We start from the raw sequence: 24282 nt of genomic DNA, 5'->3' as shown, positions 1-24282 counted from the left end.
GGGACGGCAGGGACGGCCGGGACCGCGGGTGCGGCCGGGACAGCCGGGACGGCGGGTGCGGCCGGAGCGGCGGCCGTGACCTTTGCCAGGGCTTCCTTGACGGACGCCGCGAGCGTGTCGGCATCCGCGGCGGGCAGCTTGCCGTCCGGGGCCTTGAGGACGGCGTCGATGAGATCGGTCACCGGCTTCAGAACACCGGCGGCGTTCCCCAGCAGAGCCGTCTGGCCGGCGAGCGCGTCGGCGCCCGGGACCGGAACGACCGAGGCGGTGGCGGAGTGTGCGGGCGCGTCGCTGACGGCCGCGTATGCCGCCGGACCGGCGGCGCCGAGGACGAGAGCACCACAGACGGCGGACGAGACGAGGTAGCCCGCCTTCGGGGAGATGCGCATGGAGAGCGTTCCTTTCGGAAGTTGCGAAGTACTCACCGCCACCGTGCGAAAGATGATTACCTCATGCAATCGGTGCGTCACTTGGCGTAATGCTTCCTGGTATGTGCAATGCGCGGTCGACCTGCGGTTCTCCGTAATCCGGGCGGCCTGCGGATGCATCCGATAGGGGGAGGTGCCGCCGGAAAGGCGAGTGCCGGATTCGCCGCCAACTCCTTGTCCGGCCGATGACCCCGGGTTAGGGTCCCCCGGCACGTAGCGGGGGACCACGGCAGGCGGGGGACATGGCAGACGATATCGACGCGCCCACGAAGGGCCCGAATGCCTGGGGGCAGGCCGTAGCCGCCGTCTTGCTGATCTGCGCACTCAGCGTCGGTCTCTGGGCGTTCGGGGAGACGGCGTCCTCGAACCGGGACCCGTCGCCTGCCGCGTGCTCGGGCGGCGAACCCCAGAAGGCATCGGGGGAGAGCGGGAAGGCGCCCCGGCGTGTCTCCGGGGCGCAGTTGTGCAAGGCGCTGAACCGTTCCGACCTCGCTGAACTACTGGGCACGCCGGGGGAGATGGCGAAGACCGCCGGAGGCAGCGGCGGTTCCGTCAAGCTTGCCGGCGGCAAGGAGATCGCCACTCCCTCGGCCCGGGTGGAGTTCGCGACCTACACCGTGAACCTGTCGGCCACCTACGACCGGCTTCCGGTGGCCGGGTCCGCCGCACTTCTGGGGGACGGCGCGCAACGGCGAAAGTTCCTCGGCCGCCCGGCGGTCTTCTACTCGAACCGCACCATCAGCATCAGGTTCCGCCTCGACGGGAGCGACACCGACAGTGGTCCCGGTGTCCCGGCCCGCGCACTCGTCGTGGCCCCGGACGCAAAGGACAGCGGCGGCTCCCTCGAGGTGACCCTGTGGCGCACGGACGGCGGGCTGCCGGACGATGCTGCGCTGCTCCGCATCGCCGAGAAGGTGCTGCCGACGATCCCGGGGTGGGCTGCCGCCGGGTGAAGGCCGCGGTCGGCGTCCGGGAGTCCGGCGCTGCCGCACACTGGTCCGGCGGGGCGATCGTTGCGGCTGGATGAACACTCGGGCGCACCGGGAATGTGCCCGTGGCTGCCCCCGCTTGCACTGAGTGCAATGCACGGCAGCAACCGCCGCCGCGAGACGAAGGGCCCCTTTTCATGACCGCGACGACGACCCCGCACCCCCTGGACAATCCCGCGCGCTCCTCTCTGACCGGCCCGCACGCCCACTTCGCCGAAGGGCGCGGCCGCGTGCTGCGCTACCCCCTGGACGTCTCCCCGTGGCTGGCGCTGCCGGACGAGCCCGACACCGACGACTGGTCCGACCTCGCCGCGCTCGCAGGCCCCGGCGAGGTCGTCCCGCTCCCCGGACTGCGAGGCGCGCCGCCGGAGGGCTGGGAGGTGACGTTCCGCATGGACGGCGTCCAGCTGGTCGACGACGGCGTGGCCGCGGTGCCTGATGCGGAGGCTGTACGGCTCGGCCCGGCCGATGTGCCGGACATGCTGGATCTGGTCGCGCGCACCGAGCCCGGACCCTTCCTGCCGCGCACCATCGAGCTCGGTACGTATCTGGGCATCCGCCGCGAGGGCGCTCTGGTGGCCATGGCCGGTGAGCGACTGCACCCGCCGGGCTGGACGGAGATCAGTGCGGTATGCACCGACCCGGCCGTTCGCGGAGAGGGCCTGGCCACCCGCCTCGTCCTGGCGGTGGTCGCCGGCATCCGGGCCCGCGACGAGAGGCCCTTCCTGCACGCGTCCGCGGGCAACACCAACGCCATCCGGCTGTACGAGTCGCTGGGCTTCCGGCTGCGCCATCGCACGGCGTTCCTCGCGGCACGGGTGCCGGAGGCAGCGCGGCAGCGGTGACAACGGTGTGCGGACAAGCGGTGGGAGATCGTTCGCGCGGCTGGACGTACACTCCACACATGGGTCGTACATGTGCAGTGAGGGAGTGCCTGTTCCGGGCCACTCATGCCCTGTGCCCGTCCGCCGCGTACGCGACGGCTGTCGACCCGGTGAACGCGCCGGCGGCCTGCTGCCGCGCGTTGCACGGCCACGGTTAGCGATTCCGGGCAGTTCTCGGCATTCCCAGACCATTCCGCGGCCCCTGTAGGCGGATCAGCCCCCTTTTCGTGCTGCCGTCTCCCCTTCCCCCTCGGTAACCGCACGGTGGCAGTCCTCGCCACAATTCCCTGCTTTGTCATCCCTTGACGCCTTGGGCGTCGCCTGCGCGCCGACCGCCGGACGTCCGGCATCCGGTGCATCTCCGAGAGGACCCCTGTGAAGTTGAGCGAGCTGCTCGCCGGGCACGACCATGAAGTCCTTGCGGGCGATCCGGAGACGAGGATCACCGCGGGCATCTGCTTCGACGCTCACCGCACCGCTCCGGGGTCCCTGTTCATCGCGGTGCCCGGACACCGCGAGGGCGGCCCCGAGTCCGTAGGGCCGGCTCTCGCACGCGGCGCGGTGGCGGTGCTCGTCGACTCCACGACCGCTCAACTTCCGGCCGCGACCCGGTCGTCGGACACAGCCGTGTGCGTGGTGGCCGTGCCGGACACCCGGAAGGCGGCCGCGGTCGTCGCCTCCCGCTACCACGGGGAGCCCGGTCGGCAGATGAAAATGGTGGCTGTCACAGGCACCAACGGGAAGACATCGGTTTCGTCCATGGTCGAGTCGGTCCTGAGGATCGCCGAGCAGGCCAAAGTGGGAGTCATCGGAACGGGCGGCAGCCGGATCGGGGACGAACTGATCCCGATGCCGAGGTCGGTCCTGTCCACACCGGAGTCGCCGGACTTCCAGTATCTGCTCGGGTGCATGCGCGACCGCGGTGTCGCCACCGTTGCCCTCGAAGCCACGTCGATGGGCCTGCTGACCCACCGCCTCGACCAGTCGTTCATCGACGTAGGGGTGTTCACCAACCTGACGCAGGATCACCTGGACGACCACGGCACGATGGAGAACTACCGGGACGCCAAACTGCGTCTGTTCCAGGGGCTGTGCCGTCGCGCGGTGGTCAACGCCGACGACCCGGTCGGAGCCGGCATCGGGGCGATGATGCCCGGCGCGGTCGTCACGTACGGCATCGACGCGGAGGCGGACTACCGGGCGACCGACCTCACCATGGACTCCGGCGGTACCCGCTTCACGCTGCACCACGCAGGCCACAAGTACCCGGCGGCGATCCCGGTGCCCGGACGGTTCTCCGTCTCCAACGCACTGGCCACCGTCGCGGCCTGCCACCTCATCGGGCACAACCTGTCCGGACTGGTCGCCGCACTCGAGAAGATGCCTCCGATCCCGGGAAGGTTCGAGCGCTATGAGACCCCGGACGGCACGTCCGTCATCGTGGACTACGCGCACTCCCCGGACTCACTGGAGAAGGTGCTGACCACCATCCGCGGCTTCGCCTCGGGCCGGGTCGTCACCGTCTTCGGCTGCGGTGGAGACCGGGACGTCACCAAGCGTGCGCGGATGGGCGAGATCGCCGGTACCTACTCCGATCTGTGCGTCCTCACCTCGGACAACCCCAGGAACGAGGACCCCCGGGCGATCATGGATCAAATAGTCCCGGGCCTGATCGCGAGCGGCACCACCTTCGAGCGGTTCGCGGACCGGCGCCGCGCGATCTCCTTCGCCCTGTCGTCCGCAGGGCAGGGCGACATCGTCCTGATCGCGGGCAAGGGCAGCGAGCCCTACCAGATCGTCAACGAGGAACTGCTCCCGTTCAGCGACATGGCGACGGTGCGGGAACTCGCCGCACGGTAGGCGGTCGGACCGGCGCGGGCAACGCATGCGCTGCCGTGACGTTCAACGCGTACTACCGGCGCCGTCCCGCTGGTAGTACGAGGCGACGGCAGGCTGCCCCGTGTAGTTGGGGCCGGAAGCGGGGTCTGCGCCGATGTAGCGAAACGGCAGGCGGACGATGCGCGGGCCGAGGAGTGTGAGGCGATGGTGCGCCGCGCTGTAGGTGAATCCCGCTTTGCGCAGCGCTGCCACCGCCGAGCGGGCGGCCGGTCTGCCGTCCGCCGTACGGACCGAGACCGGGTCGAAGTGGGCGACCAGCAGACCGTCGGGGGCGAGCCAGGAGGCCGCGCGGGCGAGCATGCCCAGTTGGTCGCCCACGTAGTGAAGCCCATGAACACAAGTGATCAGGTCGTACGTACGCGGGGCTTCCCAGGCGGTGACTGACGCGGTGATGAGTTCCAGCCCAGGCGGTACCGGTACCGCATCGAGCGGGCCGACCAGATCGACTCCGGTCAGCACCGCGGTGGCGGGCAGCTGGGCAGCGGCTGTTCGAAGGGCACGGCCCTCCCCGCTGCACAGGTCGAGCCAGGACGGTGAGGCGGACCGGGCGGACAGGTGGCTCAAGGGGTCGAACCCGAGCTCACGGGCGTAGCTGTTGACGCCGGCGAGGCCGCGTTCGCGGTTCATGGTGTTGTTGGCGACCACACTGGACCGTTCAAGATCATGATCTGGGAGCAGCTCGGGAACGGCCGTCGCAACGGCAGGGGTAGGCACCATCTGACTGTCTTCCCGGTTTCTTCCTGCGGGATTGGTTCACCGGATGACCATTCGGTCAGCAGGGTTCGGAGATGGGTGAGATCCCCGGACGGGGGCACTCGGTCTCCAGGAGTACCCGCCGGTGCTCTTCCCTCGGAAGAGAGAGAAACCTCGTGTACATAGGCCTCGGCACCGTCGTCGTCATACTCGTCATCATCGTCGTCGTCATGTTGTTGCGGCGCCGCTGAACCTCCGCCGGCACCCGCGAGGAGTACGGACCCGGTCGTATCGGAACCTGAGTTCCCGCTGCCCGCGCCGGGTCCGGGCCCTGGGTGGAGTACGGGCACAATGGTGCTGTGGACTACCAGCAACTCCTGAGCGACGCGATGGGGGCGGCGCGTCACGCAGCGGGCACCGGTCGGGTCGCCGACTACATCCCCGCTCTCGCGGCAGCGGACCCCGACGCATTCGGCATGGCTCTGGCAACGGCCGAAGGGGAAGTGTTCGGTGTCGGAGCGTGGGAGCAGCCCTTCTCTATCCAGAGCATCTCCAAGCTGTTCACTCTCACGCACGTACTGGCCCAGGGAGGGGACGACATCTGGAAGGGTGTCGGTCGCGAGCCGTCCGGGAACACCTTCAACTCGCTGGTCCAGCTGGAGACGGAGCGCGGGATCCCGCGTAATCCCTTCATCAACGCCGGGGCGATCGTGGTCACCGACCGACTGCAGAGCCTGACCGGTGATGCGGCCGGAGCCGTCCGTGCGTTCCTGCGCGCCGAGTCCGAGAACCCGCTGATCGACACCGACCGGGCGGTAGCCGCCTCCGAGGCGGAACACGGCCACCGCAACGCCGCATTGGCGCACTTCATCGCCAGTCACGGCAACCTGGAGAACTCCGTCGAGGTGGTGCTCGAGCAGTACTACGCGCACTGTGCGATCGAGGCCAGCTGCCGCGATCTGGCTCTCGCCGGACGCTTCCTGGCCCGGTACGGACTGAGGGCGAACGGCAGCCGTCTGCTCTCCCGCAGCGAGGCCAAGAGGGTCAACGCCGTCCTGCTGACCTGCGGTACCTATGACGCCGCAGGAGAGTTCGCCTATCGGGTCGGTCTGCCGGGAAAGAGCGGTGTGGGCGGCGGGATCCTCGCGATAGTTCCCGGACGGGCTGCCGTGTGTGCCTGGAGCCCGGGTCTGGACAAGGCCGGCAACTCGGTGAGTGCCGTCGCCGCGCTGGATGCCTTCTCCACCGCCTCGGGACTCTCAGTGTTCTAGTACATGGATCACCGGCGGGGTTCCCTGCCGGTGGAGCCGGGTTCGGGATGGGCGCCGGTGAGTTCGGGCTCCAGTCCCTGTCGCAACCTGGTAGGTCCGAGGCCTGCGTCGGCGCGCCAGGCCTCGAAGGCCCAGGTGGTGAGGGCGACGACTGCGAGGCCCAGGAGCCAGCCGCCCATCACATCGCTGAACCAGTGCACGCCGAGTGCGATCCGGGTGAAGCCGACGCCGAGTACGGACACGACCGCGATGCACCAGCACAGCGCCCGCAGAGCGCGCGGAACCATGGGCACCAGAACCAGCAGCAGGACGGCGAACGACGTGGTCGCGGTCATCGCGTGCCCGGAGGGGAAGGAGAAGCCCGGTGCGTGCGCGACCGGGTCCTCGAGAGACGGTCTGGTCCGCTCGACCACCGTTTTGACCAGCAGCCCGACGAGTCCGCCGGCCACGGCCGTCACGGCGGACCAGGCAGCGAGTCGCCAGGCCCGGCGGTACAGCAGCCACGCAGTCAGCAGCGCGACGACCGTCCGCAGAGTGAACGGGTCCCACACCCGGTCGGACAAGAAGCGCAGAGTATCTGTCCACGCCGGGTGGTCCAGGGCGGTCTGGTTCAACTGCCGTGCCGCGCCCGCGTCGAGACGGCGAAGTGGCTGCCAGTGACCCTCGACCAGGACGAGCAGCAGGCCGAAAGGTACGGCGGCGAGGGCGGCGACGGCGGTTGAACCGAGCAGGCGGATGCCGAACTTCTGGTCGGCCGCCCTGCGGCGGCGGTCACGAAGGCGCTGAGCCGCAGTGCGGACGACCATTCATACTCCCGGATCGGCTGTGATGGGACCGGGCCGCCGTGCCCGCGCTGCCTCCAGCTGCGCGGCGAAGGACAGCCCCAGGAAGAGGGCAATGGAGGTCAGATAGGCCCAGAGGAGCAGCGACATGAAGGCGCTGAGGGGCCCATAGACGGTGTCGAAGGATCCGCTGATACCCAAGTACAGGCTCAGCAGCCAGGTCAGGGCCGTCCACAGCACGAGGTACACGGCGGCGCCGAAGGCCAGCCAGGTGTAGCCGGGCTGTCGGCGCCTGGGGGAGCGCCGGAAAATCGCACTGGCCGAAAGAAGGGCGAGCAGCAGGCCGAAGGGCCAGCGCAGAATCTCGCAGGCGGTCCTGGCACCGCCGTCCAGGTGGTACACCGTCACTGCCGCGGCGGCCACGTCGCCGCCCGCCACCATCACGATGAACCCGAGGCCGAGCGGGATCCCGGCACTGAGGGACATGACGAGACCGCGCAGGTACTTCTGGTGGAAGGGGCGGTCCCGTTCGTTCCCGTAGATCCGGTTGGCGCCGCGTTCGATCTGGCACATCGCGGTGGTGACGTTGACCAGTGAGAAGACCAGGCCGAACCAGAGGGCGATCTGGGCGCCGTCGCCCGCCTTGCGGCGGCTGCGGTCCAGTGCGTCGTCGACGACATCGGCACTGGGTCCCTGCGCGATCCGGTGGATGGTCAGTTCGGTGAGTCTGCCGATGTCCTCGGTGTGCAGCGCGGTGGAGAGCCCGACGAAGGCGATGGCCAGCGGGATCACGGCCAGCACTGTCTGGAGGGCGAGCGCGCGGGAGTGGCTGAACCCGTCGGCGTAGCGGAACCGGACGAAGGAGTCGCGCAGCAACGGCCAGCGGCCATAGCGGCGCAGCGACGCCAGTGCCTCGTCGGCCGTGAGCTGGTCGCCGGTCATGTCGCGGGTCTCGGGGACCTTGGCGGCGGTGCCCATTCACTGCTCCCGGCCGGGCAGCAGGATGGTCAGCGCTCCGGGCCTGACCTCGGCGGTGAGATGTCGGCCGCGGGACACGGGATCCCCGTCGAGTTCACGCGACTGGGGTGCGGCGAAGGTGAGTTCGGCCCGCTGGAAGGTGTGGAACTCCACCGGCACGGCCTTCGTTCCTGTGCCCTCGGGGACGTGTGTGTCCACGATCGCCGGCCGCGTGTTCCGCCCGCGACCGCGCATCAGGACGCCCAGGGCGCGCATCCAGCCGCCGGGACCGCGCGGATCGAGGATCAGCAGATCGAGCAGTCCGTCGTCGGGCCGGGCCGCCGGGAGGAGCGTGAGACCGCCTTGTACGGTACCGACGTTGGCGACGAGCACCATGCGGGCCGTGCGGTGCAGGACGGCTGAGTCGTCGAGCCGGACCGTGAGCCGCATCCGGGGCGTGCGCAGGGTGGCGATGGTGGCGAGTACGTAGGCGGGCCATCCGACGGCGGACTTGATGCGGTCGTCCGTGTGTTCCAGCATCGCGGCGTCGAGCCCGGCCCCGGCCATGGTGGCGAAGTGGGCGGGGGAGAGGCCGTCGCCGACCATGCGGCCGAGGTCGAGGCGGTGCGGGGTGCCGGACAGGGCGGCGTCGAGCGCGGCGGCGGGGGAGAGCGGCAGGCCCAAGTTGCGGGCCAGCAGGTTGCCGGTGCCGCAGGGCACGACGGCGAGGGGTACCCCACTTCCTGCCAGGGCGTCCGCGGCTGCCCTGACCGTTCCGTCGCCGCCGCAGACCACGACCAGGGACGCTCCGTCACGGACCGCGTCGGACGCCTGGCCGGTGCCGGGGTCTTCGGCGGTGGTCTCGATGAAAGCCGGTGCGTGGTGGCCGTGTTGTTCGAGGATGCGCCGCAGATCCTCGCGGGCCGTCTCGTCGGTCACTGTCGGGTTGAAGATCACGGCGGTGCCGCCCGGCCCGAGCTCCGCGGCCCTGAGGCTCGAACCGTCGGCCCCGGACCGCGGCGAGGGAACAGCGGCCACGGACCTGTCGACGAACAGGGCACGGCCGACGATCAGCACGGACAGGGCGCCGTTGGCCATCCCGCCCAGCACGTCCGTGGGGTGGTGCATGCCCCGGTAGAGGCGGGCGACGCCTACGGCAAGTGGTAGGAGGAACAGCAGCCCGGCCAGCGGCCACCGCCAGGGCCTGCGGACCCGGGAGAGCACCAGCACGGCGAGTCCGGCATAGAGAGCGGTGGCCGCGCCGGTGTGGCCGGAGGTGTAACTGGACGTCGGCGGTGAGTCGTCGAGGCGGTGCACATCCGGGCGGGCTCGGTCCACCGCCTCCGTGACAGCCAGGAACACCAGCGCCTGAAGTGAGACGGCGACGGCGAGGAACACCGCCTGACGCCACATCGGCAGCCGGGGAACGAGCAGCAGGGCCACGCAGCTCAACAGGGTGATGGCGATCACCGTGAGGGTGTTGCCCGCCTCTGAGCCGAGGTACGACAGGGTGGTGAGCGGGGCCGTGCGGATCCGTTCAAATCCCTCGTCGACATGGTCCTCGACCGTCAGCGGCCACAGGTTCCGTGCGGGGCCGGTGATCAGGAGTCCGAATCCCACGATCAGGGCGGCCTGGCACACGGTCAGTGCGCCGATGCGCGCGGCGGTCCTGCCGGTACCGGGGGGCAGGACGGACAGGATCGGTCCGGATCCTTCTCCCCTCGTTCCTGCGGTTCTTTGTGGAACTGCGGTCGGCATCGGGGCTCCCACGGGTCGGCGCCTCGCGGCGGTCTTCGGCTGCGTGACGTTCACATCCGATCCTTCGCCGGGTGCCCCCGATGTGGAGGTGCAGACGTTCGGTGCCGTGGGAATCCACCGCACCGGCTCGGACCTCATCCCCTTCGGCCGCCGGTGCCACAGCTCATCCGGCACCCGGTCGATGGTCCAGTACGGCATTGAACTGAGCGCCCGCGAGCAGCGAGAGATTGGTGAGCCACAGCCAGACAAGGAAGACCACCGTGCCGGCGAGCGAACCGTACAGACGGCTGTAGGAGCCGAAGTTCTCCGAGTACAGGGCGAAGCCGACCGTCGCCGTCGACCACAGGAGCACCGCGAGCACGCCGCCCGGCAGTCCCTTGCGGACTCCGCGTGCCTGGGGCGGCCCGGTGCGGAAGAGCACCATGAGGAGTACGACCACGACGCACAGCATCGCCGGCCAGCGCAGCGTGCTCAGTACGGCCGCCCCCTCGGCTCCTCCCAGTGCGTCGGTCCTGCGTGCCAGCGGACCTGACGCCACGATCGCGGCCGAGCCGATCACGAGCAGCACCAGCAGCAGGATCGCGGTGAGCACGATGGTGTGGGCGGTGCGCAGCGCGGGGCGGGCGTCCGGTACGCGGTGCATGGCATGCAGGGCGCGACGGAAGACCGCGAGATAACTGGACGCCGACCACAGCGCACTCACGCTCCCTGTCACCACCAGCACCCACACCGTGGAGCGGGCCTCCGTCATCTCCCGCAGCGCACCGCGCAGAGCGTTCGCGGACTCCGCCGGTGCATACGACGTGAGGTCGTCGATGAGCCGGCCCGTGGTCTGCGGTGCTGCGAGACCGATGGCCGAGACGGTGACGAGGAGGGCCGGCACCAGGGCGAGCACCGCGTAGTAGGTCAGTGCGGCAGCGCAGTCGGAGACGTTGTCGTTCCACAGGGCGACAGCCGTGTCGTGCAAGTGGGTACGGAGCCTCGAGAGCGGGCCGGCCGCACGATCGCGTCGGCCTTCCTTCTCGAGAGCGGGGGAGGAAACGGACATCTTGCCTCTCTTCTCGTCTGCGCACTTCCTGCGCGTGTGCCCGCCACGGACGCTTCCAAGCGGCACACGAGATCTGCTCCGCACCACGCCGGCCAGGCACTGCGTGCGGCGCTCGTGCCGGGGGTGAACGCGGATCACTCGATCGCACACCATTGACGTCACCCCGTATCGCCTGCGACGTTAGGCTGGCGGCTCCCGTCGGCTCCGGAACGCTGTCCCATCCAACGCGAGGCAGGCGTCCATGCCCGACCTATCGCTCCCGGCTCCGCACGAGGACGGGGGCACGGTGCTGCGGCCCTCCTTCGGCAGACAACTCCGGCTGGCCCGCGAAGCCCTGGAGAGCGTGCACCGTCTGTTCGTCGTCGGGGTGTGGGGCAGTGGGCGCACCACACTGCTGCGTGAGCTGGTACGGACGCGGACGGACGGGGAGACCGCGGTTCTCCTGTCGCCTGTCGAGGGCGACCAGGAGCGGCCCTGGAGCGGTCTGGCACAACTGCTCGCCCAGTTACCCCGTGACCTGCTTGCGCCCCTGCCCCGGTCACGGCAGTCAGTACTGAAGCAGATCACCCACGAGTACGCTGATCCCGGCAACGGCAACGGCCCCGACGCGCTGGCCGTCCGTCTCGCCGTTGCCGAACTGCTGGCCACCGACCGTGATTCCCGCTGGCTCCTCGCCGTCGACGACGGACAGTGGCTCGACGCCGGGAGCGCGGACGTTGTCCGTTACGCCGCACAAACGCTGGCCCCCGGCAGGTTCCGTACGGCGGTCGCCGTACGGACAGGACTCCACCCGACCGCCGGATACCGCGTGACGACGGAACACGCGCCCCGGATCACGCTCGGCATGCTCACCCTCGAAGAGACCGCCCTGTACCTGGAGAGCAGGGGCGAACGCGCGGCGACGGCCTCAGCGGTGCACCGCGACAGCGGAGGACATCCCCTCCTCGTGCGGTCGCTGACCGACGAACTCAACGGCGGACCGGACCGGGACCCGTCAGCGGTCCGCGACTCATCGAGCCGTCCCATCCGGGAACTGGCCGCCGCCTGGCTCGCGACCGTGACGGAGGACGTACGCGACACCCTGACGCGGCTGGCCCTCGCCCACGCCGCGACCAGGCTGGAGGTACGCCGCACCTGGCCGGACTCCAGCGAGGCCCATCTGGCATGCGCCCTCGACGCGGGAATCCTGGTGACGCCCGACGGCGACCGCCTCGTCTTCGCCGCCCAGGCGGTGCGATCGGAAGCGGCAGGCGGGGCGGGACGCCTCGCCCGGGACGCCCACCGGGCCCTCGCCGCGACCACGCCCGATCCCGTGCACGCGGCCCGCCACCGTCTCCTCAGCGAGGACCGGCCCGGGAGCCAGGTGCTGAAGGGGGCCGACGAGGCGGCGTCCCAGGCGCGCATCGACGGGGACCGCGCTCTCGCGGCGGACATCCTGCTCGCCGCGGCCGAACGTACACCGAGCGGACAGCGGCAATCGCGGCTGTCGCGGCTGGTGGCCGCCGCGCAGGACGCCGGCGCGGCAGGCCGTGCCGACCAGGCCCTGCGCGCCGCCCGCGCACTGGCCGTCGCCCGGGCGGGGGAGTGCGAGGCCACCGCGCTGCTGGCTGTCGTCGATGCCAGCGGACAGGAACTGGACGGGATGGACGAAGTCCTCCTGCGCGCCCGTCACCTGGCGCGCGGCAACGCCGCGGTGCTCGCCGCCGTCGACCTGCGCAGCGCGGTCCGCCACAATCTCGGCGGCCGTCCCGGCGAAGCGCGGCAGGCCGCACTGCGTGCCGTACGGGAAGCGAGCGCCGCGCAGTTGCCCGCCCTGACGGCCGCGGCTCTGACGATGCAGGCACGCATCGAACGGATCACCGAACACCCTGGAGCGGACCGCACCTTGAGCCGCGCTCTCGCCGTGGTCCACGACGGCACCGACCTGCCGCTGCGCGACACAGCACGCTACCTGGCTGCCAGGCACGCGCTGTTCGACGACCGGCTGGCCGAGGCGGGCGCGGCCCTGATGGAGCTGCTCCCGCCCGCCGAGGCGTCCGGATCGGCCGAGGACCTGCAGGAAGTACTGCGCAGTCTGGCGGAACTGGAGGTCCGCCGCGGGTCCTGTGCCCGTGCTCTGCACTGGAGCGAACGGGCCCTGGCCGTCGGGCGCGACGCCGGCCTGTCGCTCGGGCCCGCCTGGTACACCTGCGCCATGACCGCCATGGCGGGAAGCTCCTTCGACGAGGCCGTCCGGTACGCGAGGCTCGGCGCACTGGTGTCCCGCGAGGCCGGAGATCTGGTGTTCACCTCGCGCAACTTGCTGGCCCTGGGCACCGCCGAGCTCGTCACGGGACAGCCCGGGCAGGCGGTGAAGAGTCTCGGTCGGGTCGCGGAGCTCGAACGGCTCCAGCAGGTCCGCGATGTGACGATGCTGCGCTGGCACCCCGAATTGATCGAGGCCCTGGCCGCTTGCGGACGGCACGAGGAAGCGGCCCAGCTCCTGACAACTCTGCGCGTCATGTCCTCCGCACAGGCCCTGGCCACCGGGTGGGGAGCGGGCCTGGACCGCGCCGAGGCCGTACACCTGGCCCATACAGCCCGTAAAGAGGAGGCGGTGGCGCTCGTGGAACGCGCGGGCGAGCGGTTCGGGGAATTGGGGCTCCGGCTCGAGGAGGGACGTACGCACCTGGCGCTCGCCCGAATCGAACGCGGACGCCGCAGGGGCGCCGCGGCCCGCCACGCGGCGGAACGGGCGGCGGCGCTCTTCGAAGACACCGGCGCCCGTCCCTGGTCCGCCCTGGCACACGGTCTCCTCCGCGGGGCCGACGATGCAGGCGCGGAACGAGCCGGGCCGGACCCGCTCACGGCGATGGAACGCAAGGTCGCCGATGTCGTCATGTCAGGCGCCTCCAACAAGGAAACCGCCCAGCAGTTGTTCCTGTCGGTCAAGACCGTGGAAGCCACCCTGAGCCGCGTCTACCGGAAGCTCGCCGTGCGTTCCAGGAGCCAGCTCGCCGCGGCGCTTCACGCGTGATCAGCCCCAGGAGCGACCGCAGGGAGGGGAGGGGCCGCGGACCGGCCACCTCCCCTCCCGTCAGGCGGACGCCCCGTACCGCGGGCCGGGCCCGCGCGCCCGCTCACGGTGTCAGCTGAAAACGCTCCAGGTGATCGAGACCGAGGCGCTCTTCCCGGCGCCGTCCGTCACCGTGACGCGGCTGTTGGCCAGACCCCAGGTGGTGGGGGTTCCGGCGATCACGCCTGTCGTCCTGTTGACGGACAGACCGGCCGGCAGCCCGGTGGCGTTGAACGTACGGGCGCCCGTGCCTCCGGTGGCCTTCAGCGCCAGGGTGAAGGGGCGGCCGGTATAGACGGTCTGCCCACCGGGGTTGGTCATCGACAGGGTGCCGCCGCCGCTGTCACCGACGGTCCAAGTGAACGTCGTGGAACCGGACTTGCCCGCGGCATCGGTCGCCGTAACGGTGACCTGACCCGCGCCCGCCGTGCTTGTGGCCCCGCTGACGGTGCCGGTGCCGCTGTCGATGGACAGTCCCGCGGGCAGTCCGGTGGCGCTCCAGGTGTAGGGGGCCGTGCCGCCCTGGGCGGTGTTGCCGAGCGTGACCTTCTGTCCCACGGTGCTGCTCTGCGCGCCGACGGCGGCGACGGTCACGTCGCCGGGCTGGGGCGCGCTGGTGGCCAGGGTCAGGGACCACTTCTGGAGGGCCTCGTTGACGGGCTGGAAGATGGTGTTGGTCTCACCGCTCTGTCCGCAGACGACGCTGCCGCCTCCGGAGTGGACACCCACGGCCTTGCCACCGGTGGCGGTCACATAGGAGCCGCCGGAGTCGCCGCCGGCCGAGCAGGTGTTGGTCCAGGAGAGTCCGTCGATGACGACGCTGCCGTAGTCGACGGTCTGGTTGACCTTGGTGATCTCACCGCAGTGCCATCCGCTGGTCTGGCCGGAGCGGCAGACGGTCTGACCGACCAGCCCGTCCGCCGAGCCGGTCACGGTGACATCGCCGCTGCCGTAGCCCGAGACCGTAGGCGCTACGTTCCAGCCCGGCTGATCGACGGAGACGAGCCCGAAATCGCCCTCCCGGGCGTTGATGCTGTGCGTACCGCCTGCATTGGACGTGCCGAGACGGCTTCCGTCCTTGCCATAGGCGGGCTGGTCCACGTCATTGGTGCAGTGTCCGGCAGTAAGGAACCCTTTGGCGCCGCCCGCGGCGTTGACGGAGAACCCCACGGAGCAGGGGCTCTCACTGCCCGGCGTCCATTTCTCGCCGCCGACTACGTTGCCCTGCTGCTGTACGGGAGCGTCTGAGGTACGCGTGACGAGGACGCGGTCGCCCAACTCGCTGATCCGGCGGACGAAGGCGTCGGTAGCGGCGGTGCTCCGGTTACGGTCGACGATCACCTCGACACGGCTGGTCCGCGCTCCGATCCCCCATCCCACGACTCCGGGAACGCCGCGAGCCTGCACACCCACCGTCCGGGCGACAGCGTCCAGACCGGATCTGGTGTACGGCACCCGGAATGCCTCGGCGCCCGCCTGCTCGGCGGTGAGGGCGTCGGCGGCCGTGGTCACTGCCACATGGAGCCGACCGGTGCCCGCGTCGAACCACATGCTGGTGACCTTGCGTCCGAGCGAACCGTCCAGCGCCGTGGCTATCCGCCGGGCGCTGTTCTCGTGGGCGAGCCGTGACTGTGCCTGGGCGGCGGTCAGGTGCATGTCCTTCTGCATGGCCGCGAGGAGAGGGGTGGGAACGGGCTGGGGACCGTCGTTCTGCGAGGCCCCGGCGGGGGCGACGGCCAGGCTGCCGAGGGCGATGGTGGCGGCGGCGCCCGCGAGCAGCGGGCGCAGACGGACCCAGCGGGGCCGGGAAGTGGCGGCACGGATCATGGGGGAGGCGATCCTTCCAAGGGGGTGCGCCGGAGGGAACCGGCGTGCCCGACAGAGTGGCTCCGCGGTGCCCCGCCCGGCATCGGGGAAAACCCTTGTCCGCACGGGGGAGGGGCAAGGGGCGCACTCGACGCGGCGGCCGACGGCCGGCGGCGCAAGGACCGCGCCGCCCTGGCCCGATTGCCGCCCTGCATGCAGATTTGCGTTCGGCGGATCAGTAGCTGTAGCCGGGCCAGTGAGGGTCATCCCAGCGCTCAAAACCCGTGACTCCGAGCAGCCTTATCCGGTGCAGCAGTTCCTCGGATGCGCCGATGGCACGCAACCGGGTTGGCGCATGGCGGACCAGCCAGACAGTCAGCTCGGCGCGCATCTCGTCCCCGTTCTCCCAAGCGTCCCAGGGCAGTTGGTCACCGAGCAGGTCGTACTCCCACTGTGTCGCCGCTTCGGCCAGGTGCCGATCGGCCGCGGGTCCGGTCACTGCTTCCCAGGTGTGGAGCCAGGGGCTCAGCGTGCCCGTTGCCTCGGCGCTCAGTATGAGGACCTCGTACGCGGGCACGACGGGATCCGGATCGACGAGGGTGTGCGCCCACCAAGCGTGCAGGAATTCCTCGACTGCCGCGGCCTGCTCAGCAGGCCACAGCTGCCAGTGACCGAGTGCGAAAAAGCGCCCAACCGTTTCCATGCCGAAGAGGCGTTCGATGCGGCCGCTGACGAGGGCCGTGGCGAACTGGGGCAGAATCCTGCGGAGAACGGACGCGTGATCGCTCCAGCCGATGGCCTCCCATGTGCGCTGCAGGAGGTCGGGGTCCAGCTCCGTGTCCGCCACCTTCAGCTGGGCAAGATCTTCCGCGCTGCCCCAGTGGCATTCGCATTTGTGCTCGTCGGGGTGGGCGGTCATTCCCCGGAAGGTGACTGCCAGGCCATCCATTGCGGCGTCGAGGCGAAGCCGGACGCGGAATGGTTCGAGGTTAATCATGGACGTTCGCCTTCGAGGACTCCGGGATCAGCACCACCCGAAGATCGCCAACTTACCGGGGCGGCCCCCGGTCCGCCATCGACATGACAGCATCCCGATCACTGCAGCCGCTTGCCCACCCGTGGTCGGGGCCCTCGGGCAGGAGCTGCTGCACCGTTGTTCCGGGTGCTTCATCTTGATCGTTCTTTGGGTGGCGCCTAGGCTCCCGTGTTCATGGGGATGGGGGAGTTTGAGGGTGGCCGCGGACCGTGGCGTGGCCGGCGAGTCGGTGGTCGTGTGATCGGGTCCCTGTTGGCCGCGATGGCGGGATTGATTGTTCTGGGTGCGGTCCTTGTGGTGTTGCCGGGTGTGGTGGTCGACCACGATCTTGCCGGGGCAAGTGTGGCTGCGCAGGACCGGCTGAAGGCGGTGAACGATGTGCGTACGACGCTGCTGCAGGCCGTGGGCGGCATGGTCGTGCTGTTCGGCGCGTACGCCACCTGGCGGCAACTGCGCGTGAGCCAGGACGGGTTGCGCGCCACCCAGGAGGGTCAGATCACCGACCGGTTCAGCACGGCTGTCGATCAACTGGGCAGTGACAAGCTGGAGACACGCATCGGGGGGCTCCACGCGCTGTGGCGGATCGCGGAGCACTCCGCCCGCGACCGCGAGGCCGTCATCTCCATCCAGGCCGCTTACCTACGGACACACCTGCCGTGGCCGCCCGCCGGACCGGGGGCTCCAGCACTGGGCGTACCCATCAACGATGTGGTGCCGCTGGAGGTCCGGGCTGCCGATGCCCAGGTGGCACTGACCGGACTCGGTGTGTTGTTGCAGCGACCCCGGGAGCAGTCCTGGGTCAACCTCGGAGTCACCGACCTGCGCCGGGCCGACTGCGACGGACTGTGGCTGCACGAGGTCAATTTCGACCAGTCGTGTCTGGAGGCGGCGGGTCTGTACCACGCCAATCTGACGCAGGCGTCTCTCGTCTCGGCGAACCTGCGGCACGCCGACCTCAAGACGGCGATCCTGCGCCGGGTCCGCTGCGTTCAGGCGGACCTGCGGGGCGCCCGGCTGGTCGAGACCGACATGCGTGACGCGGACTTCACCGACGCCGACCTGCGTGAGGCTAACCTGCGCAAGGCTGACGCGGGCGGCGCTGTCTTCCACCGTGCGGACCTGCGCCTGGCCGACTTGCGTGGCTCCGACTTGAGTACGGCGGACCTTCGCCAGGCTCGTCTGAGGGACGCGGTGGCCAGCGAGCACACGCGCTGGCCGACCGGTTTCGACCACGCGGCCGCCGGCGTCGTGGTGGCCGAGGATCCCGGCCCCGAATCGAAGCCGCTGCTCCAGCCCTCAGGGATTACGACGCTGTACCCGCCCTTGCGGACCCTGTCATGACCGGACCGGAGCCATCGCGCAGCTCAGGCTGATGCTCGACGCGCTCCGAGCGGGGGCTTGACGGCCCCGGCCACTGAGCTGATTCCAACTCAGGCGCGCTGTCTGGCTTCCATCGTGACCGCTGGAGCAAACAACAATTGCCGGTCGACGGGGTACTTCACCGAAGCACCGGCGATCTCCCCGACAACGCCACCCAATCCCAGCAAGCGACGTGCCCGTGCCGTCTTGCCACTGCGTTCGGTCCCGATGAAACGCCGGAGACCGGGCTGGTCGAACTGTCAGGTCGTGCGGTCCAGCGACTTCTTCATCTGCACACCGAACGAGTCAAGAAGCCGCTTCTCACGATCGAATGCCTCGTACCCGGTCATCGCAGCGAGCCAGCCCTTGCTGCACTTGAGTTCCTTGTCTGCGTAGCCGAGCGGCAGGCCGGGCTTGCCTGCTCCGTCATCGGCCGAGATCCGAGACTTGCGTTTCAGGCCCAGCAAGACCTTCCACACATGGTGGATTGATACTGACATGTCCGAAATTTTACGCGGCCTCAGTTCCGGGAGGTGCCAACCCAAGATTGGAAAGAACTCAGCCCGTCGGAATTGAATCGAGTTCGTCTGCGCGGCGGTGGTCTTTGGGGCGACCGAGAGCGCGCCGCATACGGATCAGGTCATTGAGGGCGGTGTAGCGGATGGTGAAACCCGCCGGGTGATGGGCGCTCACCGCACGGGCGAGGCAGGGTGAGGTATCCATATCGCCCCAGGGCAGGTCGGGTGTGCACAGGTCGCCGCTGGCGCCGTTCACCTGGTAGACCGCCTGGGACCGTTCGAAGTCGGGCAGGTTCGCGCACCCCGTGGCGGTCAGGGCATCGCGCAGGGCGTGCGCCTCCTCGGGCGTGCCGTCCCAGAGCAGGTCGAGGTCGCCCGTCAGCTCCGTCGAGCCGTGCATGATGCCGGCGACCTGACCTATGACCACCGCGTGTGAGCCGGCCTCGTGCAGAGCCCGCAGCAAGGGGAAGGGATCGAAGCCGAGCGCGCCGTCCGTGGCGAACGTGCCGGCGACGTCATCGGCTTCATCGGGGCCACGCCCCGTGGCTGCACGTTCACGGGTGGAGTCCTGGATACGCCGGACAGCCTGACAGAGTCGCAGAACGGCAGCCTCATTCATGCGACTCATTCAAGCAGCAGCCTCTGGACCGGCGTTGACACGGGCAAGCACGCTGTCGGCCAGTGCCTGCGGGGTCAACTCGCCGTCCAGGAACACGGTGTCGCTGGGCAAGGTGTCGACCGTTGCCGTACGCGGCTCGATCCTGTCCTTGCACCACTGCCGGACCCGGTCGTCCTCGGCGGGATCATCGGGGGCAAAGCGATGATCCGGCTCCGTGCGTACACGCGATTCTCAAGAAGCGTTCTCTTTGTTTGTCGAGCCGGGCCAGGGGAACCGGAGGCGGCTCCCGCTCTCCGGGGCGGCGAGTCAGGGACCGGCGGTGTTCTGGGTGATGGTGGCAACGTACTGCCGCATGCGCGGACGATCCTCGGGAAAGTATCCCTGCCATTCCTCGTTCAGTGGCAGCCATGCCGCGGGTTGGCCGGGTTCGGGGGTCAGCGGTGCCGCCCGGTCGGCGATCGCGGTAAAGGACACCCCCAGTGTGGCCGTCCAGCCTGAACGGTAGGAGCGCACGGTCGCCGCGGCAGGTGCCACCAGGAGCTCGGCTCTGACGCCGGTTTCCTCGAACAGTTCACGGGCTGCCGCCTCTCTCGGAGTCTCGCCCGCGTCAACGCTTCCACCCGGCGAAACCCACCCGCGCCAGCGGTGGTTGACCAGCAGGACATGCGTCAGTCCGGTATCGAAGACCCAGACGTCGGCTGCCAGCGGGGCAGTTGCCGTCCGTGCTGCTGTGTTGAGCCAGCCGCGGGCGTTGTCGTACTCCGCCATGGCCTGCCGGACATCCATAGCGGCGGCGTCCAGGGTTCGTCTCGCGATCATTGGGGCAACATACGCCGCGCCACTGACAATCGATCAGGCTCCCGTTGCTGGGCCCCGTTGAGGCCGCTCCCGTCGGGCCTGAAAGGATCACTAGGACTGTACGGACGGATCCATGGGCGGGGAAGCATGATTGTTCTGGTGCTGATCGGCGTCTTGGCGCTCGTTGTCGGCGGATGCGCGTGTGTGGTGTGGGCGGAGCGGGGCGGGCCCCGTTGGGTCCGCGTCGTGGCGACCATGACGCTTACCGCGAGCCACCTGCTGCGTCGCGCCCAGAAAAACCGACGCCGGAGCCGAATCACCGGCAATGGGAACGGCGGCGACGGAGACTAGGGCGTGTCGCTCCATGTCTGTCGGTAGGACCGGTTTCAGGACCGGTTTCAGGACCAGGCGAGCTCGCCATGGCGCGAGATGAAGCGTCCGCTGCCGGCGCCGGGCTCCTCGGTGGCGAGAGCGACGATCGCGTCCGTACCCTCGGTGACGGTTTGAGGGCCGCTGTGACCGTTGAGGTCGGTCGCCGTGTAGCCGGGGTCGGCAGCGTTGACGCGGATGCCCTTGAGCCCCTTGGCGTACTGCGTGGTCAACATCGTCAGCGCCGCCTTCGAGGCGGTGTACAGCGGCGCGACGACGTGCGACTCGGGCCGGCCGGGGTCGTGGGTGAGGGCGAGGGAGCCCATGCCGCTGCTGACGTTGACGATCGCAGGGGCGTCCGAGAGGCGCAGTAGCGGCAAGAACGCGGTGGTGGTGCGGACGACGCCGATCACGTTGACGTCGAGGACGGAGAGGGCGTCGGCGGCGGTGAGATCGCTGGGATCGCCGACGGGCCCATGCACGCCGGCGTTATTGATCAGCACGTCGATCAGGCCCTCGTGTGCGGCGACGTTCGCGGCCGCGGCGGCCACGGACTCGTCGTCGGTCACGTCGATGGGGACATAGCGTGCGCCGAGCGCGGCGGCCGCCTCCTCGCCCTGTTCGCGCTGTCGGGCTCCGACGAGCACGGTGTGGCCGCATTCGATCAGGCGGCGGGCGGTCTCGCGTCCGAGACCCTTGTTGGCTCCGGTGATGAAGGTGATCGTCATGCCTTTGATACTGGTCCCGCGGAGGGAGGTGGACCAGGGACGCTTTGACGGTAGGAAGGCCAGTACCACCCTCGCGCCCACATGCACGACCGGCGATGCAGGAGGATGGGGATCATGTCGACGACACCCGGAACCGGACTGGGCGCGATGATCCGCACCTGGCGTGACCGGCTGCCGCCGTCGGCCGCCGGGCTGCCGGTTTCACGGGGGCGCAGGGCTGCCGGGCTGCGGCGCGAAGAACTGGCTGACCTGGCCGGCGTATCGGTCGACTACATCGTGCGCCTGGAACAGGGGCGGGCCACGACACCATCAGCGTCGGTGCTGGCGTCCCTGGCGCGCGCCCTGCAGCTGTCCACCGCCGAGCGGGATCACCTGTACCGGTTGGCCCGGCTCGCAGCACCGGTGGACGGCGCGATTTCCGATCATCCCCCGCCCGGCGTGCAGCGGGTGCTCGCCCGCCTCGGGGACGTGGCAGTTGCCGTGTTCGCGGCGGACTGGCAACTGGTGTGGTGGAACCGTGGGTGGGCCGCCCTGCTGGGCGACCCCTCCGCCTCACCGCCGCGACTGCGCAACTTCGCCCGCGACAGATTCCCGGTGGGCGCCGGCCCCGCCCACCTCGCGATGTGGCCCGTGATCGAGGCGGACCGCGCCGCCACCGACGCCGCCGTCGTCTCCGACCTGCGCCGTGCCACCGGCCGCTTCCCCCAGGACAGTCGATTGGCCGCGCTGATCGGCGATCTGAACGCGGGCAACAGCGGGTTCGGAGAGCTGTGGGCGACCGGAGAGGTGGCCGCGCACCGTGAGGACCACAAGACGATCGACCACCCGTCGGTGGGTCCGGTCACGGTGGACTGCGACGTCCTGACCGAGGGCGACTCCGAGCTCAAGATCGTCATCATGACCGCCGTGCCGGGGAGCGAGGACGAGACGAAGCTCCGGCTCACCGCCGTCGCCGGCCCACCAGCCACCGCGCACAACTGATCAGTCCTATGCGAGGAGAGCGCTGAACTGCCGTCCTCACACCCCCGGCGCCGCCGTACTGCTGCGCACCACGAGGCGCGTCGGCACCAGCGTCGTCCCGCGCTCCGCCTCGTCCTGCTCCACCTGTCTGAGCACCCCCGCCACACAGCGTCGCCCGACCTCGGCGAAGTCCTGGTGGACGGTGGTCAGGGGCGGCAGGAACGAGCCGGATTCCGGGATGTCGTCAAAGCCGATCACCGATACGTCCTCGGGGACGCGGCGGCCGCGTTCGTGCAGGGCGCGCAGCAGACCGAGGGCCATCTGGTCGTTGGCGGCGAACACGGCTGTGAGGCCGGGCTGTTCGGCCAGCCGCAGTCCGGCGCGGTAGCCGGATTCGGCGGACCAGTCACCCCGTACGGGCTCGGGTGCTTCGCGGCCGGCCTCCGCGAGGGCAGCCCGCCATGCGACGGTTCGCCGCTCGGCGGCGAAGGAGTCCTCAGGTCCCGCCAGATGCCAGACGGTGCGGTGACCGAGATCGAGGAGGTGGCGTACGGCGGCACGGGTGCCGCCGGCCTGATCGGTGTCGACGACGGCATAGCGGTCCCCGGCGTCGGAGTCCACGACGACCACCTTGACGTGCGGCGGCAGTGCGAGCCGGGCCGCGTCGAGGAGATGGACCTCCATGATGACGATGACCGCGTCCACCGCCAGCTCGCCGAGACGGGAGAAGGCGCCGCGCACCTCATCCTGGGTGGGCACGGCGACCGGAAGGAGCGTGACCGCGTAACCTTCCTCCGCCGCGGAGGCGGCGATGGCCTCCAGAGTGCGGACGTTGCCCGTGGTGGACAGCGTGAACGTGATGACGCCGATGGTGTGGAAGGCGCCGCGCTTCAGGGCGCGCGCGGCGCTGTTGGGGTGGTAGCCGAGCTCGCCCATGGCGGCCTGGACCCGCTGCCTGGTCTCCTCGTTGACGCCGGGGAAGGCGTTGGCGACGCGGGAGACCGTCTGTGAGGAGACGCCTGCCACCCGGGCGACGTCCGCCATTGACGCGTTCTGTGTACGACGCCGGCCCGCGGCCCCGCCGCGCGCCGAAGCGCTGTCGTCCCTTGCTTTCATCATCTCCCTCACCAGATGCCGCAATTGACTGCTTCGTCCGCTTGATCCACAGCGGATGCCACACCGTATCGCTCACAGCTGCCGGCGGACCCTTGACCGTCGCAATCCAGGCCGTGTAGACATGCCGCCACCGAATGTTTACGTAAACATAACAGCCGCTGCGCTCCTTGCGCCCTGAGATGTTTACGCAAACATCCGGCGCATCGCCCGCAAGGGATGTACGAGCGAGGGACGCAAGATGACGACGCTTCAACCGACGGCCGCCAGAGGCCGGCGCGCGGACGGCCCGGCGGGCCCGGCAGACCTACGGCCGCGACGACCGCGCCTCTCGTGGACGGGATGGGGGTTCATCGGCCCCTTCGTGCTCGTCTTCACGCTCGTCTTCCTGGCGCCGCTCGCCTACTCCGTCTATCTGAGTCTCTTCCGGACCCAGCTCATCGGCGGCACGGCCTTCGTGGGTCTGGACAACTACGAACAGGCCTTCCAGGACCCCCAGTTCTGGAGCGGCGTCCTGCGCGTCGGTCTGTTCCTCCTGATCCAGGTGCCGATCATGCTGGGCATCGCTCTGCTCGTCGCCCTCGCGATCGACAGCGGCAGGCTGTACGGGAAGGACTTCTTCCGGATAGCCGTCTTCCTGCCGTACGCCGTCCCCGCCGTCGTCGCGACCCTGATGTGGGGCTTCATGTACGGCCCCCGCTTCGGCCTGGTCGGCGACATCAACGACGCCTTCGGCATGAATTTGCCCGACCCGCTCTCCTCCGGCCTGGTCCTTGCCTCCATCGGCAACATCGTGACCTGGGAGTTCGTCGGCTACAACATGCTGATCTTCTACTCCGCGCTGCGCGTCGTACCGCTTTCCCTGTACGAGGCCGCGGAGATCGACGGCGCCGGACAGTGGCGCGTCATCTCGGCGATCAAGCTCCCGGCGATCCGCGGAGCCCTCGTCATCGCCACGATCTTCTCGATCATCGGCAGCTTCCAGCTCTTCAACGAGCCCGCCATCCTCCAGAAGCTCGCGCCGAACGCGATCACCACCGACTTCACCCCGAACTACTACACGTACTCGCTGTCCTTCTCCGGCCAGCAGCACAACTACTCCGCAACGGTCGCCATCGTCATGGGCGTGATCACCATGATCGTCGCGTACGCCGTCCAGCTGCGCGGCATGCGCAAGGGAGCCTGAGCCCAGATGTCCGGAGCAACCACCAC

General features: G+C 69.7%; 21 protein-coding genes and 1 pseudogene. 9 read left to right on the top strand and 13 right to left on the bottom strand.

What is annotated here, in order from left to right; genetic code table 11:
• Positions 1–389, bottom strand: a pseudogene (locus J0695_RS19240) (hypothetical protein); the annotation flags it as partial.
• 281 nt (positions 390–670) lie between these two features.
• Here J0695_RS19240 and J0695_RS19235 point away from each other — a divergent pair.
• From J0695_RS19235 to J0695_RS19225, 3 genes are all read left to right on the top strand, one after another.
• Positions 671–1381, top strand: a complete 711-nt coding sequence (locus J0695_RS19235; RefSeq protein ID WP_206963331.1) for a DUF6215 domain-containing protein — start codon at positions 671–673, stop codon at positions 1379–1381.
• A gap of 173 nt (positions 1382–1554) precedes the next feature.
• Entirely contained in the window at positions 1555–2262 is a 708-nt protein-coding gene (locus J0695_RS19230) for a GNAT family N-acetyltransferase (RefSeq protein WP_206963330.1), read from the top strand.
• A 414-nt stretch (positions 2263–2676) separates the two neighbouring features.
• Positions 2677–4161: a UDP-N-acetylmuramoyl-L-alanyl-D-glutamate--2,6-diaminopimelate ligase gene (locus J0695_RS19225; RefSeq protein ID WP_206963329.1), complete on the top strand. Its 1485-nt coding sequence runs from the start codon at positions 2677–2679 to the stop codon at positions 4159–4161.
• Between the two features lie 42 nt (positions 4162–4203).
• Here the strand turns inward: J0695_RS19225 and J0695_RS19220 are convergent, their stop codons facing one another.
• Positions 4204–4917, bottom strand: coding sequence for a class I SAM-dependent methyltransferase (locus tag J0695_RS19220; protein ID WP_206963328.1), 714 nt, complete (start codon positions 4915–4917; stop codon positions 4204–4206).
• Between the two features lie 335 nt (positions 4918–5252).
• On the opposite strand from J0695_RS19220, the gene J0695_RS19215 reads away from it, so the two are divergent.
• Positions 5253–6164, top strand: a complete 912-nt coding sequence (locus J0695_RS19215; RefSeq protein ID WP_206963327.1) for a glutaminase — start codon at positions 5253–5255, stop codon at positions 6162–6164.
• Between the two features lie 8 nt (positions 6165–6172).
• On the opposite strand, the gene J0695_RS19210 is transcribed toward J0695_RS19215, so the two are convergent.
• The 4 genes from J0695_RS19210 to J0695_RS19195 form a co-directional block, all read right to left on the bottom strand.
• Complete coding sequence (locus J0695_RS19210; RefSeq protein ID WP_206963326.1) at positions 6173–6970, bottom strand: phosphatase PAP2 family protein; 798 nt, start codon at positions 6968–6970, stop codon at positions 6173–6175.
• A complete protein-coding gene (locus J0695_RS19205) occupies positions 6971–7924 on the bottom strand; it encodes a YihY/virulence factor BrkB family protein (RefSeq protein ID WP_206963325.1) in 954 nt (317 codons plus the stop codon).
• On the bottom strand, positions 7925–9661 hold the full coding sequence (locus J0695_RS19200; RefSeq protein WP_206963324.1) for a bifunctional phosphatase PAP2/diacylglycerol kinase family protein: 1737 nt from the start codon (positions 9659–9661) through the stop codon (positions 7925–7927). It lies immediately after the preceding gene.
• A 163-nt stretch (positions 9662–9824) separates the two neighbouring features.
• A complete protein-coding gene (locus J0695_RS19195; RefSeq protein ID WP_372445796.1) occupies positions 9825–10628 on the bottom strand; it encodes a YihY/virulence factor BrkB family protein in 804 nt (267 codons plus the stop codon).
• 322 nt (positions 10629–10950) lie between these two features.
• Here J0695_RS19195 and J0695_RS19190 point away from each other — a divergent pair, with 322 nt between their 5' ends.
• Positions 10951–13725: a helix-turn-helix transcriptional regulator gene (locus J0695_RS19190; protein WP_206963322.1), complete on the top strand. Its 2775-nt coding sequence runs from the start codon at positions 10951–10953 to the stop codon at positions 13723–13725.
• 111 nt (positions 13726–13836) lie between these two features.
• Here J0695_RS19190 and J0695_RS19185 read toward each other — a convergent pair whose 3' ends face one another.
• Both J0695_RS19185 and J0695_RS19180 read right to left on the bottom strand, forming a co-directional pair.
• Entirely contained in the window at positions 13837–15591 is a 1755-nt protein-coding gene (locus J0695_RS19185; RefSeq protein WP_206963321.1) for a putative Ig domain-containing protein, read from the bottom strand.
• A gap of 214 nt (positions 15592–15805) precedes the next feature.
• The gene (locus J0695_RS19180) at positions 15806–16567 is read right to left on the bottom strand and encodes a hypothetical protein (protein ID WP_242552891.1); all 762 of its coding nucleotides are present in this window, start codon (positions 16565–16567) and stop codon (positions 15806–15808) included.
• Positions 16568–16867: 300 nt separating this feature from the next.
• On the opposite strand from J0695_RS19180, the gene J0695_RS19175 reads away from it, so the two are divergent.
• Positions 16868–17947 carry a pentapeptide repeat-containing protein gene (locus J0695_RS19175; RefSeq protein WP_242552892.1) on the top strand — a complete coding sequence of 360 codons (1080 nt, stop codon included), beginning with the start codon at positions 16868–16870 and terminating at the stop codon, positions 17945–17947.
• A gap of 278 nt (positions 17948–18225) precedes the next feature.
• On the opposite strand, the gene J0695_RS19170 is transcribed toward J0695_RS19175, so the two are convergent.
• From J0695_RS19170 to J0695_RS19160, 3 genes are all read right to left on the bottom strand, one after another.
• On the bottom strand, positions 18226–18465 hold the full coding sequence (locus J0695_RS19170) for a hypothetical protein (protein WP_206963320.1): 240 nt from the start codon (positions 18463–18465) through the stop codon (positions 18226–18228).
• 58 nt (positions 18466–18523) lie between these two features.
• A complete protein-coding gene (locus J0695_RS19165; protein ID WP_206963319.1) occupies positions 18524–19102 on the bottom strand; it encodes a hypothetical protein in 579 nt (192 codons plus the stop codon).
• 306 nt (positions 19103–19408) lie between these two features.
• Complete coding sequence (locus J0695_RS19160; RefSeq protein ID WP_206963318.1) at positions 19409–19870, bottom strand: NUDIX domain-containing protein; 462 nt, start codon at positions 19868–19870, stop codon at positions 19409–19411.
• Between the two features lie 177 nt (positions 19871–20047).
• Here J0695_RS19160 and J0695_RS43970 point away from each other — a divergent pair, with 177 nt between their 5' ends.
• On the top strand, positions 20048–20251 hold the full coding sequence (locus J0695_RS43970; protein WP_242552890.1) for a hypothetical protein: 204 nt from the start codon (positions 20048–20050) through the stop codon (positions 20249–20251).
• A 47-nt stretch (positions 20252–20298) separates the two neighbouring features.
• On the opposite strand, the gene J0695_RS19155 is transcribed toward J0695_RS43970, so the two are convergent.
• Positions 20299–20997, bottom strand: coding sequence for an SDR family NAD(P)-dependent oxidoreductase (locus tag J0695_RS19155; RefSeq protein WP_206963317.1), 699 nt, complete (start codon positions 20995–20997; stop codon positions 20299–20301).
• A 114-nt stretch (positions 20998–21111) separates the two neighbouring features.
• Between J0695_RS19155 and J0695_RS19150 the strand changes: the two genes are divergently transcribed.
• Complete coding sequence (locus tag J0695_RS19150) at positions 21112–21978, top strand: helix-turn-helix domain-containing protein (RefSeq protein WP_206963316.1); 867 nt, start codon at positions 21112–21114, stop codon at positions 21976–21978.
• 36 nt (positions 21979–22014) lie between these two features.
• Here J0695_RS19150 and J0695_RS19145 read toward each other — a convergent pair whose 3' ends face one another.
• Entirely contained in the window at positions 22015–23001 is a 987-nt protein-coding gene (locus J0695_RS19145; RefSeq protein ID WP_206963315.1) for a LacI family DNA-binding transcriptional regulator, read from the bottom strand.
• A 310-nt stretch (positions 23002–23311) separates the two neighbouring features.
• On the opposite strand from J0695_RS19145, the gene J0695_RS19140 reads away from it, so the two are divergent.
• Positions 23312–24256 (top strand): carbohydrate ABC transporter permease, encoded by a 945-nt coding sequence (locus J0695_RS19140; RefSeq protein ID WP_206963314.1) that lies wholly within the window; start codon positions 23312–23314, stop codon positions 24254–24256.
• Positions 24257–24282: the final 26 nt, after the last annotated feature.

The sequence above is a fragment of the Streptomyces beijiangensis genome (genome assembly GCF_017315755.1).
Classification (GTDB): domain Bacteria; phylum Actinomycetota; class Actinomycetes; order Streptomycetales; family Streptomycetaceae; genus Streptomyces; species Streptomyces beijiangensis.
Note: the sequence above shows the minus strand (reverse complement) of the source record. Positions and strands in the feature narration are given on the sequence as shown.